This window comes from Pseudonocardia thermophila (genome assembly GCF_900142365.1).
In the GTDB taxonomy this organism is placed as follows: domain Bacteria; phylum Actinomycetota; class Actinomycetes; order Mycobacteriales; family Pseudonocardiaceae; genus Pseudonocardia; species Pseudonocardia thermophila.
The window spans coordinates 106,748-122,351 of record NZ_FRAP01000001.1 but is presented as its reverse complement, the minus strand read 5'-3'; the positions used below and the strand labels follow the sequence as shown (position 1 = coordinate 122,351).

At 72.8% G+C, this 15,604-nt stretch carries 14 protein-coding genes and 1 pseudogene; 4 read left to right on the top strand and 11 right to left on the bottom strand.

Going from position 1 to position 15,604, the window contains the following annotated elements:
• Positions 1 to 144 precede the first annotated feature (144 nt).
• Entirely contained in the window at positions 145 to 615 is a 471-nt protein-coding gene (locus BUE41_RS00620) for a hypothetical protein (protein WP_234996858.1), read from the bottom strand.
• A gap of 14 nt (positions 616 to 629) precedes the next feature.
• Positions 630 to 3,098, bottom strand: a complete 2,469-nt coding sequence (locus BUE41_RS00615; protein ID WP_073454832.1) for a molybdopterin oxidoreductase family protein — start codon at positions 3,096 to 3,098, stop codon at positions 630 to 632.
• A 442-nt stretch (positions 3,099 to 3,540) separates the two neighbouring features.
• Here BUE41_RS00615 and BUE41_RS00610 point away from each other — a divergent pair, with 442 nt between their 5' ends.
• The gene (locus BUE41_RS00610) at positions 3,541 to 3,957 is read left to right on the top strand and encodes a CBS domain-containing protein (RefSeq protein ID WP_073454831.1); all 417 of its coding nucleotides are present in this window, start codon (positions 3,541 to 3,543) and stop codon (positions 3,955 to 3,957) included.
• 180 nt (positions 3,958 to 4,137) lie between these two features.
• Here the strand turns inward: BUE41_RS00610 and BUE41_RS00605 are convergent, their stop codons facing one another.
• Complete coding sequence (locus BUE41_RS00605; RefSeq protein WP_073454830.1) at positions 4,138 to 4,992, bottom strand: helix-turn-helix domain-containing protein; 855 nt, start codon at positions 4,990 to 4,992, stop codon at positions 4,138 to 4,140.
• Between the two features lie 103 nt (positions 4,993 to 5,095).
• Between BUE41_RS00605 and BUE41_RS00600 the strand changes: the two genes are divergently transcribed.
• The gene (locus tag BUE41_RS00600) at positions 5,096 to 5,695 is read left to right on the top strand and encodes an NADPH-dependent FMN reductase (RefSeq protein ID WP_073454829.1); all 600 of its coding nucleotides are present in this window, start codon (positions 5,096 to 5,098) and stop codon (positions 5,693 to 5,695) included.
• 32 nt (positions 5,696 to 5,727) lie between these two features.
• Here BUE41_RS00600 and BUE41_RS31050 read toward each other — a convergent pair whose 3' ends face one another.
• Both BUE41_RS31050 and BUE41_RS31045 read right to left on the bottom strand, forming a co-directional pair.
• Positions 5,728 to 5,916 (bottom strand): hypothetical protein, encoded by a 189-nt coding sequence (locus BUE41_RS31050; protein WP_200803702.1) that lies wholly within the window; start codon positions 5,914 to 5,916, stop codon positions 5,728 to 5,730.
• Positions 5,917 to 6,338: 422 nt separating this feature from the next.
• A pseudogene (locus BUE41_RS31045) lies at positions 6,339 to 6,758 on the bottom strand (ABC transporter substrate-binding protein); the annotation flags it as partial.
• A gap of 370 nt (positions 6,759 to 7,128) precedes the next feature.
• Here BUE41_RS31045 and BUE41_RS31585 point away from each other — a divergent pair.
• Complete coding sequence (locus tag BUE41_RS31585; protein ID WP_234996857.1) at positions 7,129 to 7,272, top strand: hypothetical protein; 144 nt, start codon at positions 7,129 to 7,131, stop codon at positions 7,270 to 7,272.
• Between the two features lie 60 nt (positions 7,273 to 7,332).
• Here BUE41_RS31585 and BUE41_RS00580 read toward each other — a convergent pair whose 3' ends face one another.
• From BUE41_RS00580 to tkt, 6 genes are read right to left on the bottom strand one after another with little or no spacing between them, the layout of a single operon-like run.
• Entirely contained in the window at positions 7,333 to 7,728 is a 396-nt protein-coding gene (locus BUE41_RS00580; protein ID WP_073454826.1) for a hypothetical protein, read from the bottom strand.
• Entirely contained in the window at positions 7,725 to 8,468 is a 744-nt protein-coding gene (gene pgl, locus BUE41_RS00575) for a 6-phosphogluconolactonase (RefSeq protein ID WP_073454825.1), read from the bottom strand. Before pgl ends, BUE41_RS00580 begins: the two co-directional genes overlap by 4 nt.
• 40 nt (positions 8,469 to 8,508) lie before the next feature.
• On the bottom strand, positions 8,509 to 9,459 hold the full coding sequence (gene opcA, locus BUE41_RS00570) for a glucose-6-phosphate dehydrogenase assembly protein OpcA (RefSeq protein ID WP_073455115.1): 951 nt from the start codon (positions 9,457 to 9,459) through the stop codon (positions 8,509 to 8,511).
• The gene (gene zwf / locus BUE41_RS00565) at positions 9,456 to 10,982 is read right to left on the bottom strand and encodes a glucose-6-phosphate dehydrogenase (protein WP_073454824.1); all 1,527 of its coding nucleotides are present in this window, start codon (positions 10,980 to 10,982) and stop codon (positions 9,456 to 9,458) included. Before zwf ends, opcA begins: the two co-directional genes overlap by 4 nt.
• A gap of 10 nt (positions 10,983 to 10,992) precedes the next feature.
• A complete protein-coding gene (gene tal, locus BUE41_RS00560; protein ID WP_073454823.1) occupies positions 10,993 to 12,099 on the bottom strand; it encodes a transaldolase in 1,107 nt (368 codons plus the stop codon).
• A gap of 11 nt (positions 12,100 to 12,110) precedes the next feature.
• Positions 12,111 to 14,222: a transketolase gene (tkt, locus tag BUE41_RS00555; protein ID WP_234996856.1), complete on the bottom strand. Its 2,112-nt coding sequence runs from the start codon at positions 14,220 to 14,222 to the stop codon at positions 12,111 to 12,113.
• A gap of 240 nt (positions 14,223 to 14,462) precedes the next feature.
• On the opposite strand from tkt, the gene BUE41_RS00550 reads away from it, so the two are divergent.
• A complete protein-coding gene (locus BUE41_RS00550; RefSeq protein WP_268794430.1) occupies positions 14,463 to 15,386 on the top strand; it encodes a heme o synthase in 924 nt (307 codons plus the stop codon).
• The last annotated feature ends 218 nt before the right edge of the window (positions 15,387 to 15,604 follow it).

Genomic DNA, 15,604 nt, shown 5'->3' with positions numbered 1-15,604 from the left:
TCGTCGGTGATGGACCGCCGTCGCTCCTGCGCGGTCGGCCGCGTGGGCGAGCAACCGCCGCCGAAGCGGTGCCCGGGCACCGGGGCCGCATCGCCGGGTCGCAGCGCACCTGGCTGAGGCCGATGTCGGCCAGCAGCGCCTGGGTCAGGAGGCGATGACCTGAGGTGCGTGCACCTTGAGCTGAGCATTGGCCCAACGCATCTGGCGCAGCGTCTGGGGATGGCAGCTACTGGCCAGCTCGAAGACGTCGCGCTCCTTCATGGCCTGGGCGGCCTGCGCCAGCACCTCCCAGTCCAGGGAGACCCCGGCCGCCTTCCGGTGCAGGCGGCGTAGGTCAGCGAGCAGCAGCAGGCCCGTCTCCGGTCGCGAGGTCACAGCTGTGCTCGCACGCTGCACCACCCGCTCGACGACGGCGGGCGCTCCCGCCGACGCGGAGCGGGAGATGTGCAGGCCGCGCCGTTCCGCGCAGGCCACGATGCGCTCGACGTGCTCCTGCGACCAGCCGGCGATGTCGCGTGCAACGTGGAACACCTCGTGCTCGGCACGGTGTCGATCGGCCATCAGCAGCAAGGTCCGCGCGAGGCTGTTCTCGGACCGGTGCAGCTCGCGCAGCACCAGATCGATCTTGCTCATCGGCGCGCCCCCCTCGTCTCGGCGGTGGCCCCGGCGGTCGGTGGCACCCCGGCCGTGACGGGGTAGGACGCCGCGGTGGTCGGGGCGGGTGCCGGTCCGGTCGCGGGCGACACCCGGGTGATGCGGGCGGCGGCGGTCTTGAACAGCGGCTGTTTGGAGACGGGGTCCCAGTCGGTGGGGGTCAACTCGTTGGCCGCGCGGTCGTGCGCGTCGTCCGTGGTGTCCCAGTAGCCGTAGTGGAACGGCACGAACAACACGCCATCGCGGATGCCGCCGATCCGTGCCCTGGCCCGGATGCTGCCGCGTGCGGTCGAGACTTCGGCGAGGTCACCCTCGTCGAGGCCGAGGCGCGCGGCATCGGCTCGGGAGCACTCCACCCACACGTCCGGCGCGGCGGCCTGCAGCTGGGGAGTGCGTCCGGTCTTGGTGCGGGTGTGGAAGTGGTAGAGGGTGCGGCCGGTGATCAGCGCGAACGGGTACTCGTCGACGATCGGCTCGTGCGGCGGAAGGTACTCCGCGGCCTTGAGGATCGCCTTCGCGTCCGGGTTGAGCGCGCGGTACTCGGTGAGGTCGAGCGGTGCCCCGGTCACGAGGTCTCGGCCGTAGCTCTCGCACTCGTCGGGGTGGGAGAAGAAGCGGCCGTCGCCGTACAGGCGCTCGGTGCCGTCGGGGTGCTCAGCGTTGCACGGCCACTGGATCCCCGACGGCGCGGCGCGCAGCCGCGCGTGGGACAGGCCCGTGTAGTCGCACGGGCGGGTCTCGGTGGACGCGGCCCACGCGTCGAACGCCGATTCGGCGTCGTGCCACTGCGGGAACGGCAGGCCGCCGCGGTCGCGGAAGTCCATGCGGCGGGCGAAGTCGAGGAAGATGTCGAGGTCGGGGCGGGCTTCCCCGGGCGGTTCGACGGCCTTGTCCGACAGGTGAACGGTGCGGTCGACGTTGGTGAAGCAACCGGTTTTCTCGCCCCAGGTGGCAGCGGGCAGCACGACGTCGGCCAGCTCTGCGGTCTCGGTCAGGAAGATGTCCTGCACGACGAGGAAGGGGCGGGCCAGCACTGAGCGGATCCGCGGCAGCTCCGGCAGGGAGACGGCGGGGTTCGTCCCGGACACCCAGAGCAGCGCGATGGTGCCCTGCTCGACGTTGCGGAAGATCTGCATCGCGTGCGTCGGTGGGCTCATGTGCGGGATCTGGAACGGATCGAGGTTCCAGTGCCGCGCCAGGTCGGTGACGTGAGCGCCGTTGCTCCAGTTGCGGAAACCCGACATGTCCCCGTCCGCACCGCACTCACGGGTGTTCTGCGCGGTCGGTTGTCCGTTCATCTGGAGGATGCCGCAGCCCGGCCGACCGAGCATGCCCTGGATCAGGTGGAGGTTGTTGACCTGCACCGCGGCCGCAGAGGCCTGATGTGACTGGTAGACGCCCTGCAGGACGGTGGACAGCAACCGTTCGGCGGTGCCGAGCACCCGCGCGGCGGCGCGGATGTCCTCGGCGGGCACCCGGCACACCTGCGCGGCCCACTCCGGCGGGCACTGCGCGACGCGGTCTCGCAGTTCGGCGTACCCGACCGTGTGCGCGTCGACGTACTCCTGGTCGACCCAGTCGTTCGCGATGATCTGGTGCAGCAGCGCGTTCATGAGCGCCACGTTCGTCCCCGGGAGCGGGGCCAGGTGCACGCCGCCGGACCGGGCGGCCTGCGCGACCGGGGTGCCGCGTGGGTCGACGCAGACGATCCGCGGCGGTTGCGGGCCGGCCAGCCGGTCGAGGATGCGGGACCAGAGCACGGACTGGGTCTCTGCGGCGTTGTGCCCGAACAGCGCGATCACGTCGGCGTGGTCGACGTCGGTGTAGGAGCCGGGCTGGCCGTCGCAGGCGAAGGTCTCCTTCAGCGCGGCGGCTGCGCTCGCGGTGCACAGGCGGGTGTTGCCGTCCATGTGGTTGGTGCCGATGGCGCCGTGCCCGATCGCGGCCAGCGTGTAGTACTCCTCGAGGAACAGCTGCCCGCTGGTGTAGAAGCCGATCGCGCTCGGCCCTCGGGCGTCGAGCAGCTCGCGCGTGCGGGAGACGACGCGGGCCATCGCCGTGTCCCAGTCGGTCTCGACGAGGCGGCCGCCTTCGCGCACGAGCGGGCGCCGCAGCCGGTCCGGCGAGTTGTTGGCCTGCCAGCCGTAGAGGTCCTTGGGGCCGAGCCGGCCTCTGTTGACGCGGTCCTCGGCACGCCCCCGCACGCCCACGATACGTCCGCCGGCGACGGCGATGTCCATCGCGTCGCCGTTGGAGTGCAGCACCGAGGCCGTGCGGACCCACCGCTCAACGTCGTCCGCGCCGATCCCGTCGGCCAGGAAGACGTCGGTGCGAGCCGGCCACTCGTCTCCCGGCCCGTACGGGGTCCGGTCTCCCCACGGTCGGGCGATCCGGTCGCTGCCGGACGTGCCGGAGAGGCCCGCGCTCGTTGCGTCCACGCGCATGGAGTACCCGCTCCTCACCGGTTCAGTTGCCGACGCGCAATCGTTGCCATCTCGCACGCAGTCTTGGTTGCGCACGCCCGCTACGGGCAGGCTTGCGGCCGTGAGCGCCGCGGGCCCGACGGACGACGTGGTCGACGCGCCACCTCGTGCTGACGCTGACCGCGAAGGGCAGGACCTGGCTGCGCGGGTCATGGACTTCCGACGCGCCGCCATCGCCGAAGTCCTGCAGTGCTTGCCGGCGACCCGCCGGCGTGCGCTGGTACCGGCCGTGCGCACGTTCGCCGACGCCGGCGGCGAGCCCGAGGCCGCCGCCTGGTCCTCGGGCCGGCCCACTGCGGACCGATGGCGTGCGCGCGCAACCATCACGCCACGTTTCCGCGAGGGCGTACGGGGTAGCCCACTCCTCCGCACGTGCGGGACGCCGCCGGGAAGGACTGACGCGATGACCACGGCACGAGAGATCATGAGCAGCGACGCGACCTGCGTGCGCAGCACCGAATCAGTGAGCGACGCCGCGCAGCGCATGGCCGAGCTCGGCGTCGGATCGCTGCCCATCTGCGGGGAGGACGACCGGCTGCAGGGCATGATCACCGACCGCGACATCGTGGTGAAGGTCCTCGCGGCGGGCAAGGACCCACGCGCAACCCAGGCCGGCGACCTTGCGCAGGGCGAGGCGGTGACCATCGGCGCTGACGACGACGCGGCCGAGCTGTTGCGCACCATGATCGAGCACAAGGTGCGCAGGCTGCCCGTCATCGACGGGCACAGCCTCGTCGGCATCGTCGCACTCGCGGACGTGGCGCGCAGCCTCGACGACCCCGATGCCGGAATGCTGCTCGACGCGCTGAGCACCGACTAGGGGGCACCTCGGGCGCGCCGGCAGACCGGTCTGCGCGCCTGGGCGCCGAGGTGGTCGAGGCTAGGCCCGCAGACGCCCGCCACGCTGCCCCACCAGCGGCGCAGGACCGCGACTGCACCCTGCGCGAGCCACCTGGAGCGGCGTGCCTGCCGTCCCGGCCCACCTCCGCCGAGGTCGGACCTAACCCAGCGACCGCAGGACCGGCTCGCCGCCGCCCGCCCCGAGCCGCACCAGCCCCTCGGCGCTGACCTCGTCGGCCGCGACGAGCACCGTCAGCCACTGCGCATCCGGCCCCGCAACGGTCAGCGGCTCCGGTGTCAGCCGCAGCACCCCCACCTGCGGATGCGTGACGCCGATGGTGCGGGGATGGATGTCGGGGACGGGCCGCCGCTCCCAGCGGCGCGTGAACTCGTCCCCCGCCGACTCGGCCAGCTGGTCCACCAGCTGCGCGGTCCCGCAGTCCCCGCGCCGCCGGGCGTGCAGCAGCGCCACCTGCTCGTCGGCGACGTCCGCCCAGTCCAGGAACGCCGAACGGGCCCGGGGATCGGTGACGACGTAGCGCGCCAGGTTGGGCGGGGACCCGTCGAGCAGGCCGAGGGGGCGGGCGAGCCGCTCGAACCCGTCGTTCCAGGCCAGCAGGTCGCTGCGGTGGTTCACCACGTACGCGGGCGCCGGGTCGAGCGCGTCGAGGACGGCGGCGGTGGCCGACCGCACGGTGGTGGCCAGCTGCGGGCGGCCGCTCGGGCACAGCCCGACGCCTTGGCCGACGACGGCCAGCTGGTTGAGGTGAGCCCGATCGGCGGCCGAGAGCCCCAGCGCGTCGGCGATGGCGGTGAGCACCTGGATCGACGGGTGCCGATCCCGGCCCTGCTCCAGTCGTATCAGGTAGTCGACGCTGATCCCGGCCAGCGTCGCCAGCTCCGACCGGCGCAGACCGGGCGTGCGGCGCCGCCCGCCCGCGGGCAGCCCGACGTCCTCCGGTGACGTGGCTTCTCGCCTGCTGCGCAGGAACGCCCCCAGCTCACCCTCGATCACGGTCGTCCAGTCTGCCGGGCCGCACCCGCGCAAGGGTGGCCCTCGCAGGGCCAGTCTGACCGGGGTCTCCCTCCGGCCCGGCGCGCGCCGAAGAGTCACCACCATGACGAACGACGCACTCACGCTCGCCGTCCTCGTCGGCAGCACCCGCCCCGCGCGCCGGGGCCCCATGGTGGCCGCCTGGGTCGCGGACGCCGCCCGCCGCCATCCGCGGTTCGCTCAGGTGGACGTCATCGACCTCGCCGACCTCCGGCTACCGCTGCTCGACGAGCCGGTGCCCGCCGTCTTCGGGGACTACCGCAACCCGCACACCCTGCGCTGGGCGGAGACCGTGCGCTCCTACGACGCGTTCGTGGTGGTGACGCCCGTCCACAACGCCTCGTACCCGGCGTCGCTGAAGAACGCCGTCGACTACCTGTACGCCGAGTGGAACGGCGTGGTCGTCGGCTTCGTGGGGTACGGGGCGCACGGCGGCACCCGCGCGATCGACCACCTCCGCACGGTCTTCGCCGAGGTCAAGGCGGTGACCGTGCCCCAGGAGGTGTCGCTGGAACTGCTCGCGGACGTGGACTTCAACGACGCCGAGCCGGCCGATCCGACCGCGCCCGGCCGGCTCGCCCCGCGCCCGCAGCAGCAGGACGCCCTCGACGCGCTCCTGGACGCGGTGGCCGTGTGGGCCCGTCCCCGGGCGGCGGTCGGCTGAGCCGGCCGCCGCCCGGCACCTGCGCTCCCGCGTCACCGCTCCGTCGTCCCGCCCGCGACCACGTCGATGACCCGCTGCCCGATGCCCCGCTGCCCGGCCGAGCCGGAGCGGACGGCGAGCACCCGCAGCCGGGCGGCGCCGTCCACTGCCAGCCGGCGGAGCCGGGCGGACGGGCGAACCGGATCGGCCCGCGGGTGCCGGTCACCGCGACCTCGGCCCACGACGCGTCCGTGCGCAGCACCGCGGCGAGCACCGCGATCGCGTCGTAGCCCGCGAGCGCGACGAACGACGGCGGCTCGCCCAGCGGCGCCTGCAGCTGGTCCCGCACCTGGGCACCGAGCGGGTCGAGCTGCGCGGGCAGGTAGCGCAGGAACGGCACGCCGGCGCCGTCCGAGCCGAGCACGGCGGCCCACTCCGCGGAGTCCGGCCGCCCGGCCGGGGCGCCGATCAGCACCCCGGCCAGGCGAGGATCGCGGCGCACCGACCGCACGATCGACACCGCGGGCTCGGGGTAGCCCACGAGGAGCAGCAACGCGGTGGCCCCGCTCGCGGCGAGCCCGTCCGTCGCTGCGGCGGGGGCGAGCTCGACGAGCGTCCCGCCGTGCCCCGCGAGGTGGTCGCGCAGGACGCGGGTTCCGGCCGCTCAGTACCGGCTCGGCTCGCTGACCACCGCGACGCGGCGGTGACCGGCGGCCAGCAGGAACTCCGCGGAGAAGCGCCAGCCGCGCGACTGCGGCGGTGGCAGCCGCGCCACACGGTCCGTCGGGCGGTCGGTGAGCGCGTCGATCACCGCCGACGAGCACAGGAACGGCACACCCAGCGCGTCGGCGCGCTCCGCAGCGGCGCAGGCGGCGACGCTGTGGAACTCGCCGACGACGGCGGCCACGCCGAGTCCGGGCAGCTCCTCCACGGCCGCGGCGGCGCGCCCGGGGTCCGCCGCGGTGTCGCGGACGGTCAGCTCGAGCCGATGCTCGCCGTCGGTTCCGCCGAGGGCGTCGACTCCCAGCGCCAGTCCGGCGAGCAGGTGCCGGCCTGCTTCGGCGCAGCCGGGTCGGGACAACGGGGCGAGCGCACCGCGGCCACCTCAAGCGCTCCACGGCGTGGTCAGTGGACTGCGCGGTTGTCCCGAGGTCTCCCCGGGTCCCGGCGGCCACGTCGGCGACACCGGACCCAGTGCGTGCAGCGGGTGGTCGAGCAGACCGAGGCGTCATGATCCACGGGCGAGAAGGTACGGCCGCCGGCATCATCACCGGCTACCGCGCCGAGGTCGACCCGGAGAAGCTCGGCCTCGCCATCGCTCGCGCTGGTTCGGCTGCGCTACCCGCACGGCAACGACAAGCCGTTCCACGATCTCCTCGCCACCACCCCCGAGGTCCGGGAGGCGCGCCACGTGACGGGGAGGACTGCTTCGTCCCGACCGAGCGGCGCGCTCCATGCGGCACCTGGAGGAGATCACGGGACGCAACGCCGGCCTCGGGCCGGTCACCACCAGCGTCGTCTACTCCAGCGCGCTGCAGCACCGACCGGTCGTCGCCGGCGCCGGCCCCGCGACCGGCCCGGCCCGACGCCGGCCCTGATCACCGCTCGGAACACCCCGGGCATCGGGCCGTCGAGCGCGAGGCGCCCCGGCTCCGCGCTCACGGCAGCGCCGTCAGGAGTGCGCCGGGCCCGATCGAGGACGCACCGCCGGCGGCCACGGTCTGCCTCAGCTCCCGATCCGCCGTCACCACCACCACCTGGCCCATCAGACCTGCGGCGACCTCGGCGATCGTGGTGTCACCGTCGGCCGGGGCGCGCACGACCACCAGGTCCGGGTGCTCCGGCAGCTCGGTGGCGTGCGCCGCCCGGCCCTCCAGCACGACGTGCACCTGCAGCGGTGGTGCGACCCCGAGTGCTGCGGCGAGGTCCTCCGGCTCGGCGAGCGCCTCGGCCAGGGCCGCTACGAGCCGGCGCGCAGCACCCTCGCGGTCGCGCCACCACCCGTCCGGCCGCGAGCCGACGACGTTCGCGCCGTCGACGACGACCTGCGTCACGAACCGGGCAGCTTCCCCGCGGCCTCACGGTCGATCAGCCAGAGGGTGCGCTCGCGCCCCACGGCCCCGGCGATCGGCTTCTCCACCTCGGGAGCCCCGCCGAGGGCCGCGGCGACGGCCTCGGCCTTCGCCCCGCCCGCGGTCACGATCCACACCTCCGCTGCGGCCCGCGCCGCCGGCAGCGTGAGCGAGATGCGGGTGGGCGGTGGCTTCGGGCAGTCGTGGACGGCCACCACGCCGGCGGTCGTCTCGTGCACCGCGGGGGAGTCGGGGAACACCGACAGGGTGTGCCCCTCGCCGCCCATGCCGGCGAGCAGCACGTCGAACGCCGGCACGCCCGATCCACCGGCCTGCTCCGCGAGCAGCTCCGCGTAGGCGGCCGCGGCTTCCTCGACCGGGCCGCCGGTGTCTGCGCCCATCGGGTGCACCTTCGCCGGGTCGACGGGCACGTGGTCGAGCAGCGCCCGGCGGGCCTGCAGCTCGTTGCGCTCCGGATGGTCCGGCGCGACGTAGCGCTCATCGCCCCAGTACAGCTCGATGCGCGACCAGTCGATCGCGGCGGCGGCCGGGGACTCGCGCACGTGCTCGAGCATCTTGATGGCCACCCCGCCACCGGCCAGCACGATCCTCGGTGCGCCGCCGCCCGCCTGCAGGTCGACGATCTTGGTGATCAACCGGGCAGCCGCGGCGGCCGCGAGGGAGTCCGCATCGGGGTGGACGACGACGCTCTTGCTGCTCACCGTGCTCCTGCTCCGTCGGTCGGGATGGGTTCGATCGGGCTCACAGGACCGCCTTCACCGGCGTGCGGCCGCGGGAGACCTTGCTCCACCCGGCCAGCGCCTCCGCGTACGGCTCGTCGTGGTCGAGGCGGCGCAGCTCCTCGGCGAGGCAATCGCGCACCTCGCGGCGCATCAGCGCCACCTGGCGGTCCGGCTGGCCGGGTTGGCGCAGCCAGCCGACCTTGCCGTCCGGGCGCACCAGCTCCACCGGGCCCGACGGGCGGTCCAGCCGCACCGACGTGAGGCCGGGCCCGCCGTCGTTGGGGGAGCGCTTGACCTTCGCGTTCAGCCGGGCGGCCAGCCAGCCGGCCATCAGGTCGGTCGACGGCGACACGGTCTCCCCGGCCACCGTCGCGCTGAGCACCGGCTCGTGCGGCGGGCCGTCGAGCGCGGTGGCCAGCAGCGCCCGCCAGGGCGTGAGCCGGGTCCAGGTCAGGTCGGTGTCGCCGGGCACGTGGTTCGCCCTGCGCTGCTCGATCGCCTTGATCGGGTTGCGCGACGCCAGCGCGTCGGTGATGCGGCGCTGCGCGAGCCGGCCCACCGGGTCCTGCGACGGCACCGCGGGCGCCTCACCCGGCCACCACGCCACCACCGGCGCGTCGGGCAGCAGCAGCGGCATCACCATGCCGGCGGCCGCCTCGCCGTCCGCGAGCGGGCCGTAGCCGCGCAGGACGATGACCTCGCTGGCGCCGGCGTCGCCGCCGACCCGGATCTGGGCGTCCAACCGCGGCGCGGCCTTGCGCGCCCCCCTGGCCACCACGATCACCCGGCACGGGTGCTCCCGGCTAGCGGCGTTGGCGGCCTCGACGGCGGGCTCCAGCTCCGCCCCGTCGTTGGTGACGATGACCAGCGTCAGCACGCGGCCGAGCGCGAGCACGCCACCCTTCTCGCGCAGCTCGACGATCTTCTTGTTGACCGCCGAGGTCGTGGACGACGGAAGATCGACGATCACGGTCGCCTCCAGGCGCGTCCGGTGCGGGCCAGCATGCGGTTGGCCGACTCCGGCCCCCACGACCCGGCCGGGTACGGATCGGGCCCCTGCTCCTGCTTCGCCCAGTGCTCGATGACCGGGTCGAGGATCTCCCAAGACCGCTCCACCTCGGCGTTCACCGGGAACAGGCTGGGCTCGCCGAGCAGCACGTCGAGGATCAGCCGCTCGTAGGCCTCCGGTGACGACTCGGTGAACGACGTGCCGTAGCCGAAGTCCATCGTGACGTCGCGGACCTCCATCTGGCTGCCGGGGACCTTCGAACCGAACCGCATCGTGATGCCCTCGTCCGGCTGCACCCGCACGACCAGCGCGTTCTGCCCGAGCTCCTCGGTCATCGTCGCGTCGAACGGCAGGTGCGGCGCCCGCTTGAAGATCACCGCGACCTCGGTGACGCGCCGGCCGAGCCGCTTGCCGGTGCGCAGGAAGAACGGCACCCCGGCCCAGCGGCGGGTGTCGACCTCGAGGGTGATCGCGGCGTAGGTCTCGGTCTTGGACTCGGGGTTGAACCCCTCCTCCTCCTTCAGCCCGGGCACCCACTCGCCGCCCTGCCAGCCGCCGAGGTACTGCCCGCGCGCGGTCGTCTCGTCGAGCGGGCCGACGAGCCGCGTCGCGTTGAGCACCTTGATCTTCTCGGTGCGCAGCTCGGCCGCGGAGAACGAGGTCGGCTCCTCCATCGCGGTGAACGCGAGCAGCTGCAGGAGGTGGTTCTGGATGACGTCGCGCGCCGCGCCGATGCCGTCGTAGTAGCCCGCGCGGCCGCCCAGCCCGATGTCCTCGGCCATCGTGATCTGGACGTGGTCGACGTAGTGGGAGTTCCAGATCGGCTCGAACAGCTGGTTGGCGAACCGCATCGCCAGGATGTTCTGCACCGTCTCCTTGCCGAGGTAGTGGTCGATGCGGAAGACCGCGTCCTCGGGGAAGACGTCGTTGACGATCGCGTTGAGCTCGATCGCCGACTTCAGGTCGTGGCCGAACGGCTTCTCGATCACCACCCGGCGCCAGTGCTCGCCGTCCGAAGCGGCGAGGCCCGAGCGGGCGAGCTGCTTGCACACCACCGGGAACGCCGACGGCGGTATCGACAGGTAGAAGGCGTGGTTGCCGTTGGTGCCGCGCTGGGCGTCGAGCTCGCGCACGGTCTGTGCGAGCCGGTCGAACGCCTCGTCGTCGTCGAACGAGCCCGGAACGAACCGGAACCCCTCGGCGAGCCGGTCCCACACCTCCTGGCGGAACGGAGTGCGGGCGTGCTGCTTGACCGCCTCGTAGACGATCTTGCCGAAGTCCTCCGCGGCCCAGTCGCGGCGGGCGAAGCCGGTGAGGGCGAAACCGGGCGGCAGCAGCCCGCGGTTGGCCAGATCGTAGATCGCCGGCATGAGCTTCTTGCGGGACAGGTCCCCGGTGACGCCGAAGATCACCAGGCTGCAGGGCCCGGCGATCCTCGGCAGCCGCTTGTCCCGCTCGTCGCGCAGCGGGTTCGTCCAGGTCATGGCTTCGTGATCAGCTCTTCGCGCCGTCTAGCTGGCCCTGCACCGTCTCGAGCAGCTCGGCCCAGGACTTGTCGAACTTCTCCACACCCTCCTTCTCGAGGGTGAGGAACACGTCGGTCAGGTCGACACCGGCGTCGGCGACCGCGTCGAAGACCCGCTGCGCCTCGTCCGCCCGGCCGGTGACGGTGTCACCGCGCACCTCGCCGTGGTCGGCGAACGCGTCGAGGGTCTTCTCCGGCATCGTGTTGACGGTGCCGGCCACGACCAGTTCGGACACGTAGAGCGTGTCCGGGTAGGCCGGGTTCTTCACGCCGGTGGAGGCCCACAGCGGCCGTTGCACCTTGGCGCCCTGCGCCTCCAGCTTCTTCCACCGCTCGCCGGAGAAGATCTCCTGGTATGCGGCGTAGGCGAGGACCGAGTTGGCGATCGCGGCCTTGCCGCGCAGCTCCAGCGCGCTGCCGCCGATGGCCTCCAGGCGCTTGTCGATCTCGGTGTCCACGCGGGAGACGAAGAAGCTGGCCACCGAGGCGATGCCGGACAGGTTGTGCCCGTTGGCCGCGGCCCGCTCCAGGCCCTCGAGGTAGGCGTTCATCACGTCGCGGTAGCGCTCCACGGAGAAGATCAGCGTCACGTTCACGCTGACGCCCTCGGCGAGCGCCTGCGTGATCGCCGGCAGCCCCTCCTTGGTCGCCGGGATCTTGACCAGGAGGTTGGGCCGGTCGACGGCCTTCCACAGGTCCAGCGCCTCGGCGACGGTCTTCTCCGTGTCGTGGGCCAGCCGCGGGTCGACCTCGAGCGACACCCGCCCGTCGATCCCGCCGGTGGCCTCCCACGTACCCGAGAAGACGTCGCAGCCCTGCTGCACGTCGGCGACGGTGATCTCGCGCACCGCGTCCTCGACGGAGGCGCCGCGGGAGGCCAGCTCGCGCACCTGCGCGTCGTAGGCGGCTCCGTTCGCCAGCGCGTTGGCGAAGATCGTCGGGTTCGTCGTGACCCCGACGACGTGCTTGTCGGTGATGAGCGACTGCAGGTTGCCGCTGTTCAGGCGCTCGCGGGACAGGTCGTCGAGCCAGATGGAGACACCGGCGGCGGCCAGGGCGCCCAGTCGGTCGGTCATGTCCAATCCCTTCAGGAGTTCGTGCCGGTCACTCGGGCGAGGCTGCGGCGGGCAGCGGCGACCACGTTCTCCGTGGTGAAGCCGAACTCCCGGAACAGCGTCTGGTAGTCGGCGCTGGCGCCGTAGTGCTCGATCGAGATCTGCTCACCGGCGTCGCCCGTGTACTTGAACCACGGCATCGCGATCCCGGCCTCGACGCTGACCCGGGCGCGCACCGCGGGCGGGAGCACCGAGGCTCGGTAGTCCTCGTCCTGCTCCTCGAACCACTCCAGACACGGCATCGACACCACCCTCGTGGCAACGCCGTCGGCCTCCAGGACCTTCCGCGCCTCGACCGCGATCTGCACCTCCGAACCGGTGGCGATGAGGATCACCTGCGGCTCGCCCGTGGACGCCTCAGCCAGCACGTACCCGCCGCGGGCCACGCCCTCGGCGGACGTACCCTCCAGGACGGGGACGTTCTGCCGGGTCAGCGCGATGCCCTTGGGGCCCTCCGGCCGCTCGAGCGCCGCCTGCCACGCGTACGCGGTCTCGTTGGCGTCGGCTGGCCGGATGATGTCCAGGCCGGGGATCGCGCGCAGCGCGGCCAGGTGCTCGATCGGCTGGTGCGTGGGGCCGTCCTCGCCGAGGCCGATCGAGTCGTGCGTCCACACGTAGATGACCGACGACTTCATCAGCGCCGCCAGCCGCACGGCGCCGCGCATGTAGTCGCTGAACGTGAGGAACGTGCCGCCGTAGGGGCGGGTGGGGCCGTGCAGCGCGATGCCGTTGAGGATCGCGCCCATCGCGTGCTCGCGGACGCCGAAGTGCAGCGTGCGGCCGTACGGGTGGGCCTTCCACATCTTGGTGGCGATCGACGCCGGGCCGAACGAGTCGGCGCCCTTCATCGTCGTGTTGTTGCTCTCCGCCAGGTCGGCCGAGCCACCCCACAGCTCCGGCAGCACGTCGGCCAGCGAGTCGAGCACCGCTTGAGACGCCTTGCGGGTCGCCAGCCCCTTCGGGTCCGGCTCCCAGCTCGGCAGCGCCTTCGCCCAGCCCTCGGGGAGGGTGCGGCCGAGCATGCGCTCGAACAGCTCCTTGCGCTCGGGCTCGCGGGCAGCCCAGTCGTCGAACGTCTTCTGCCAGGCGGCGCGCGCCCCGCGGCCGCGGTCGACGACCTTGCGAGCGTGCGCGAGCACCTCCGGCTCGACGACGAACGACGTGTCCGGGTCGAAGCCGAGGATCCTCTTGACCTCCGCCACCTCGTCCTCGCCGAGCGCGGCACCGTGCGCCTTGCCGGTGTTCTGCTTCGTCGGCGCGGGCCAGCCGATGATGGTGCGCAGCACGATGATGGACGGCCGGTCGGTGACCTCGCGGGCCTTCGCGATCGCGTCGAGGATGCCGGTGACGTTGTTGCCGCCCTCGACCTTCTGCACGTGCCAGCCGTAGGCCTCGTACCGCTTCGCGACGTCCTCGGTCAGCGCGATGCGGGTGTCGTCCTCGATGGAGATCTTGTTGTCGTCGTAGATGACGGTGAGGTTGCCCAGCTGCTGGGTGCCGGCGAGCGAGCAGGCCTCGGCGGTCACGCCCTCCTCGATGTCACCGTCGGAGGCGATGACGTAGATGTGGTGGTCGAACGGGCTCTCCCCGGCCGGGGCGTCGGGGTCGAACAGCCCCCGCTCCCGGCGCGCGGCCATCGCCATGCCGACGGCGGAGGCGAGTCCCTGGCCGAGCGGCCCCGTGGTGATCTCCACCCCGGGGGTGTGCCGGTGCTCCGGGTGGCCGGGGGTCTTCGAGCCCCAGGTGCGCAGCGCCTCGATGTCCTCGATCTCCAGCCCGTAGCCCGAGAAGAACAGCTGCAGGTACAGCGTGAGGCTGGAGTGTCCGCAGGAGAGCACGAACCGGTCGCGACCGATCCAGTCGGGATCGGTCGGGTCGTGCCGCATCACGCGCTGGAACAGCACGTAGGCCAGCGGGGCGAGGCTCATCGCCGTGCCGGGGTGCCCGTTCCCCACCTTCTGCACGGCGTCCGCCGCGAGCACCCGGATCGTGTCGACGGCCCGCGTGTCGAGCTCGGTCCAGTCGTCGGGCACGCTGATCTTCGTGAGACTCTCGATCGACGTCTCGGATGTCGGGTCGGCCACAGCTCTCCTCGTGGGTCACAGCAGGTAGGACGGACGGGCGGCGCTCTCGGTGCGGCGAGGCAAGCCGGCTCGGGGACACCCTAGCCGCGCAGCCACGTGCTGTGTGATCTCTTGCCGTTCGATTCACCTCACGGCTACCCGCGAACCGGTCCGGTCATGCGCCGGGCTACCATCGACACGTCGTAGAAACAACGCCGTGGAAAAGCGGTCCCACCACACGCGAAGAGGTTGCCGGTGAGCGTGCTCGTGTCCCGACGGGGCCCCACGCGGACACGGCGCATGCGCGACACGATCGGCGCTTATGTCGGTCTGACGAAGACGCGGATCATCGAGCAGCTGCTCGTCGTCACCGTCCCCGCGATGTGCCTGGCCCAGCGGGGGTTCCCGTCGGTCTGGCTGGTCGTCGCCACCCTGCTCGGCGGGGCGCTCGCCGCCGCCAGCGCACACGCGCTGAACTGCGTCGTCGACGCCGACATCGACCGGATCATGAAGCGCACTGCGCGCCGCCCGCTCGCCAAGGGTGAGGTGCCGCCGCTCAACGCGCTGGTCTTCGGCCTGGTGCTCGGCGTGGTGGCGACGCTGTTCCTCGGCTTGACCACCAACTGGCTCGCCGCGTCGCTCGCGCTCGCCGCCATCGCGTTCTACGTGCTCGTCTACACGCTGCTGCTCAAGCGGCGCACGGCGCAGAACATCGTGTGGGGCGGGGCCGCCGGCTGCATGCCCGTCGTCATCGGGTGGGCGGCGGTCACCGGCACCGTCGAGTGGCCCGCGCTGGTGATGTTCGCGGTGATCTTCTTCTGGACGCCGCCGCACTTCTGGGCGCTCGCGATGCGCTACCGCGACGACTACGCGAAGGCGAACATCCCCATGCTGCCGGTGGTGGCGACCCCGGTGCAGGTGTCGCGGCGCATCCTCGCCTACACGTGGGTGATGGTGCTGACGACGCTCCTGCTGCTGCCCGTCACCTCGTGGATCTACGCCGGGGCGGCCGTCGCCGGCGGGGGGTACTTCATCTACCAGGCGCACCGGCTGCACCGCGCGGTCGTGACCGGCGCCGACCCCGCCCCGATGAAGCTGTTCCACCTGTCGAACGGCTACCTGTGCGGCCTCTTCGCGGCCATCGCCGTCGACGCGATCATCGGCCTCCCGCCGCTGTTGGGCTGACGCACCCGCAGGTCCCGACACCGCTTCAGGTCGCCGCGCTGAATCCGGCCGTCCCGGGTGCACGTGCCGGCGAGTCGTGGGTCCCACGCCGGCGAGTTGCCCCTTCCGGGCCGGCGAGTTGGCTTCCCCGGGTTGGTGAACTGCCCGGACGGGGTGCCGAGCGGCTGAGGGGAAGACGCCTGGCGGGGCCCGGTACCACCGCGGTCACACCGGGCGAC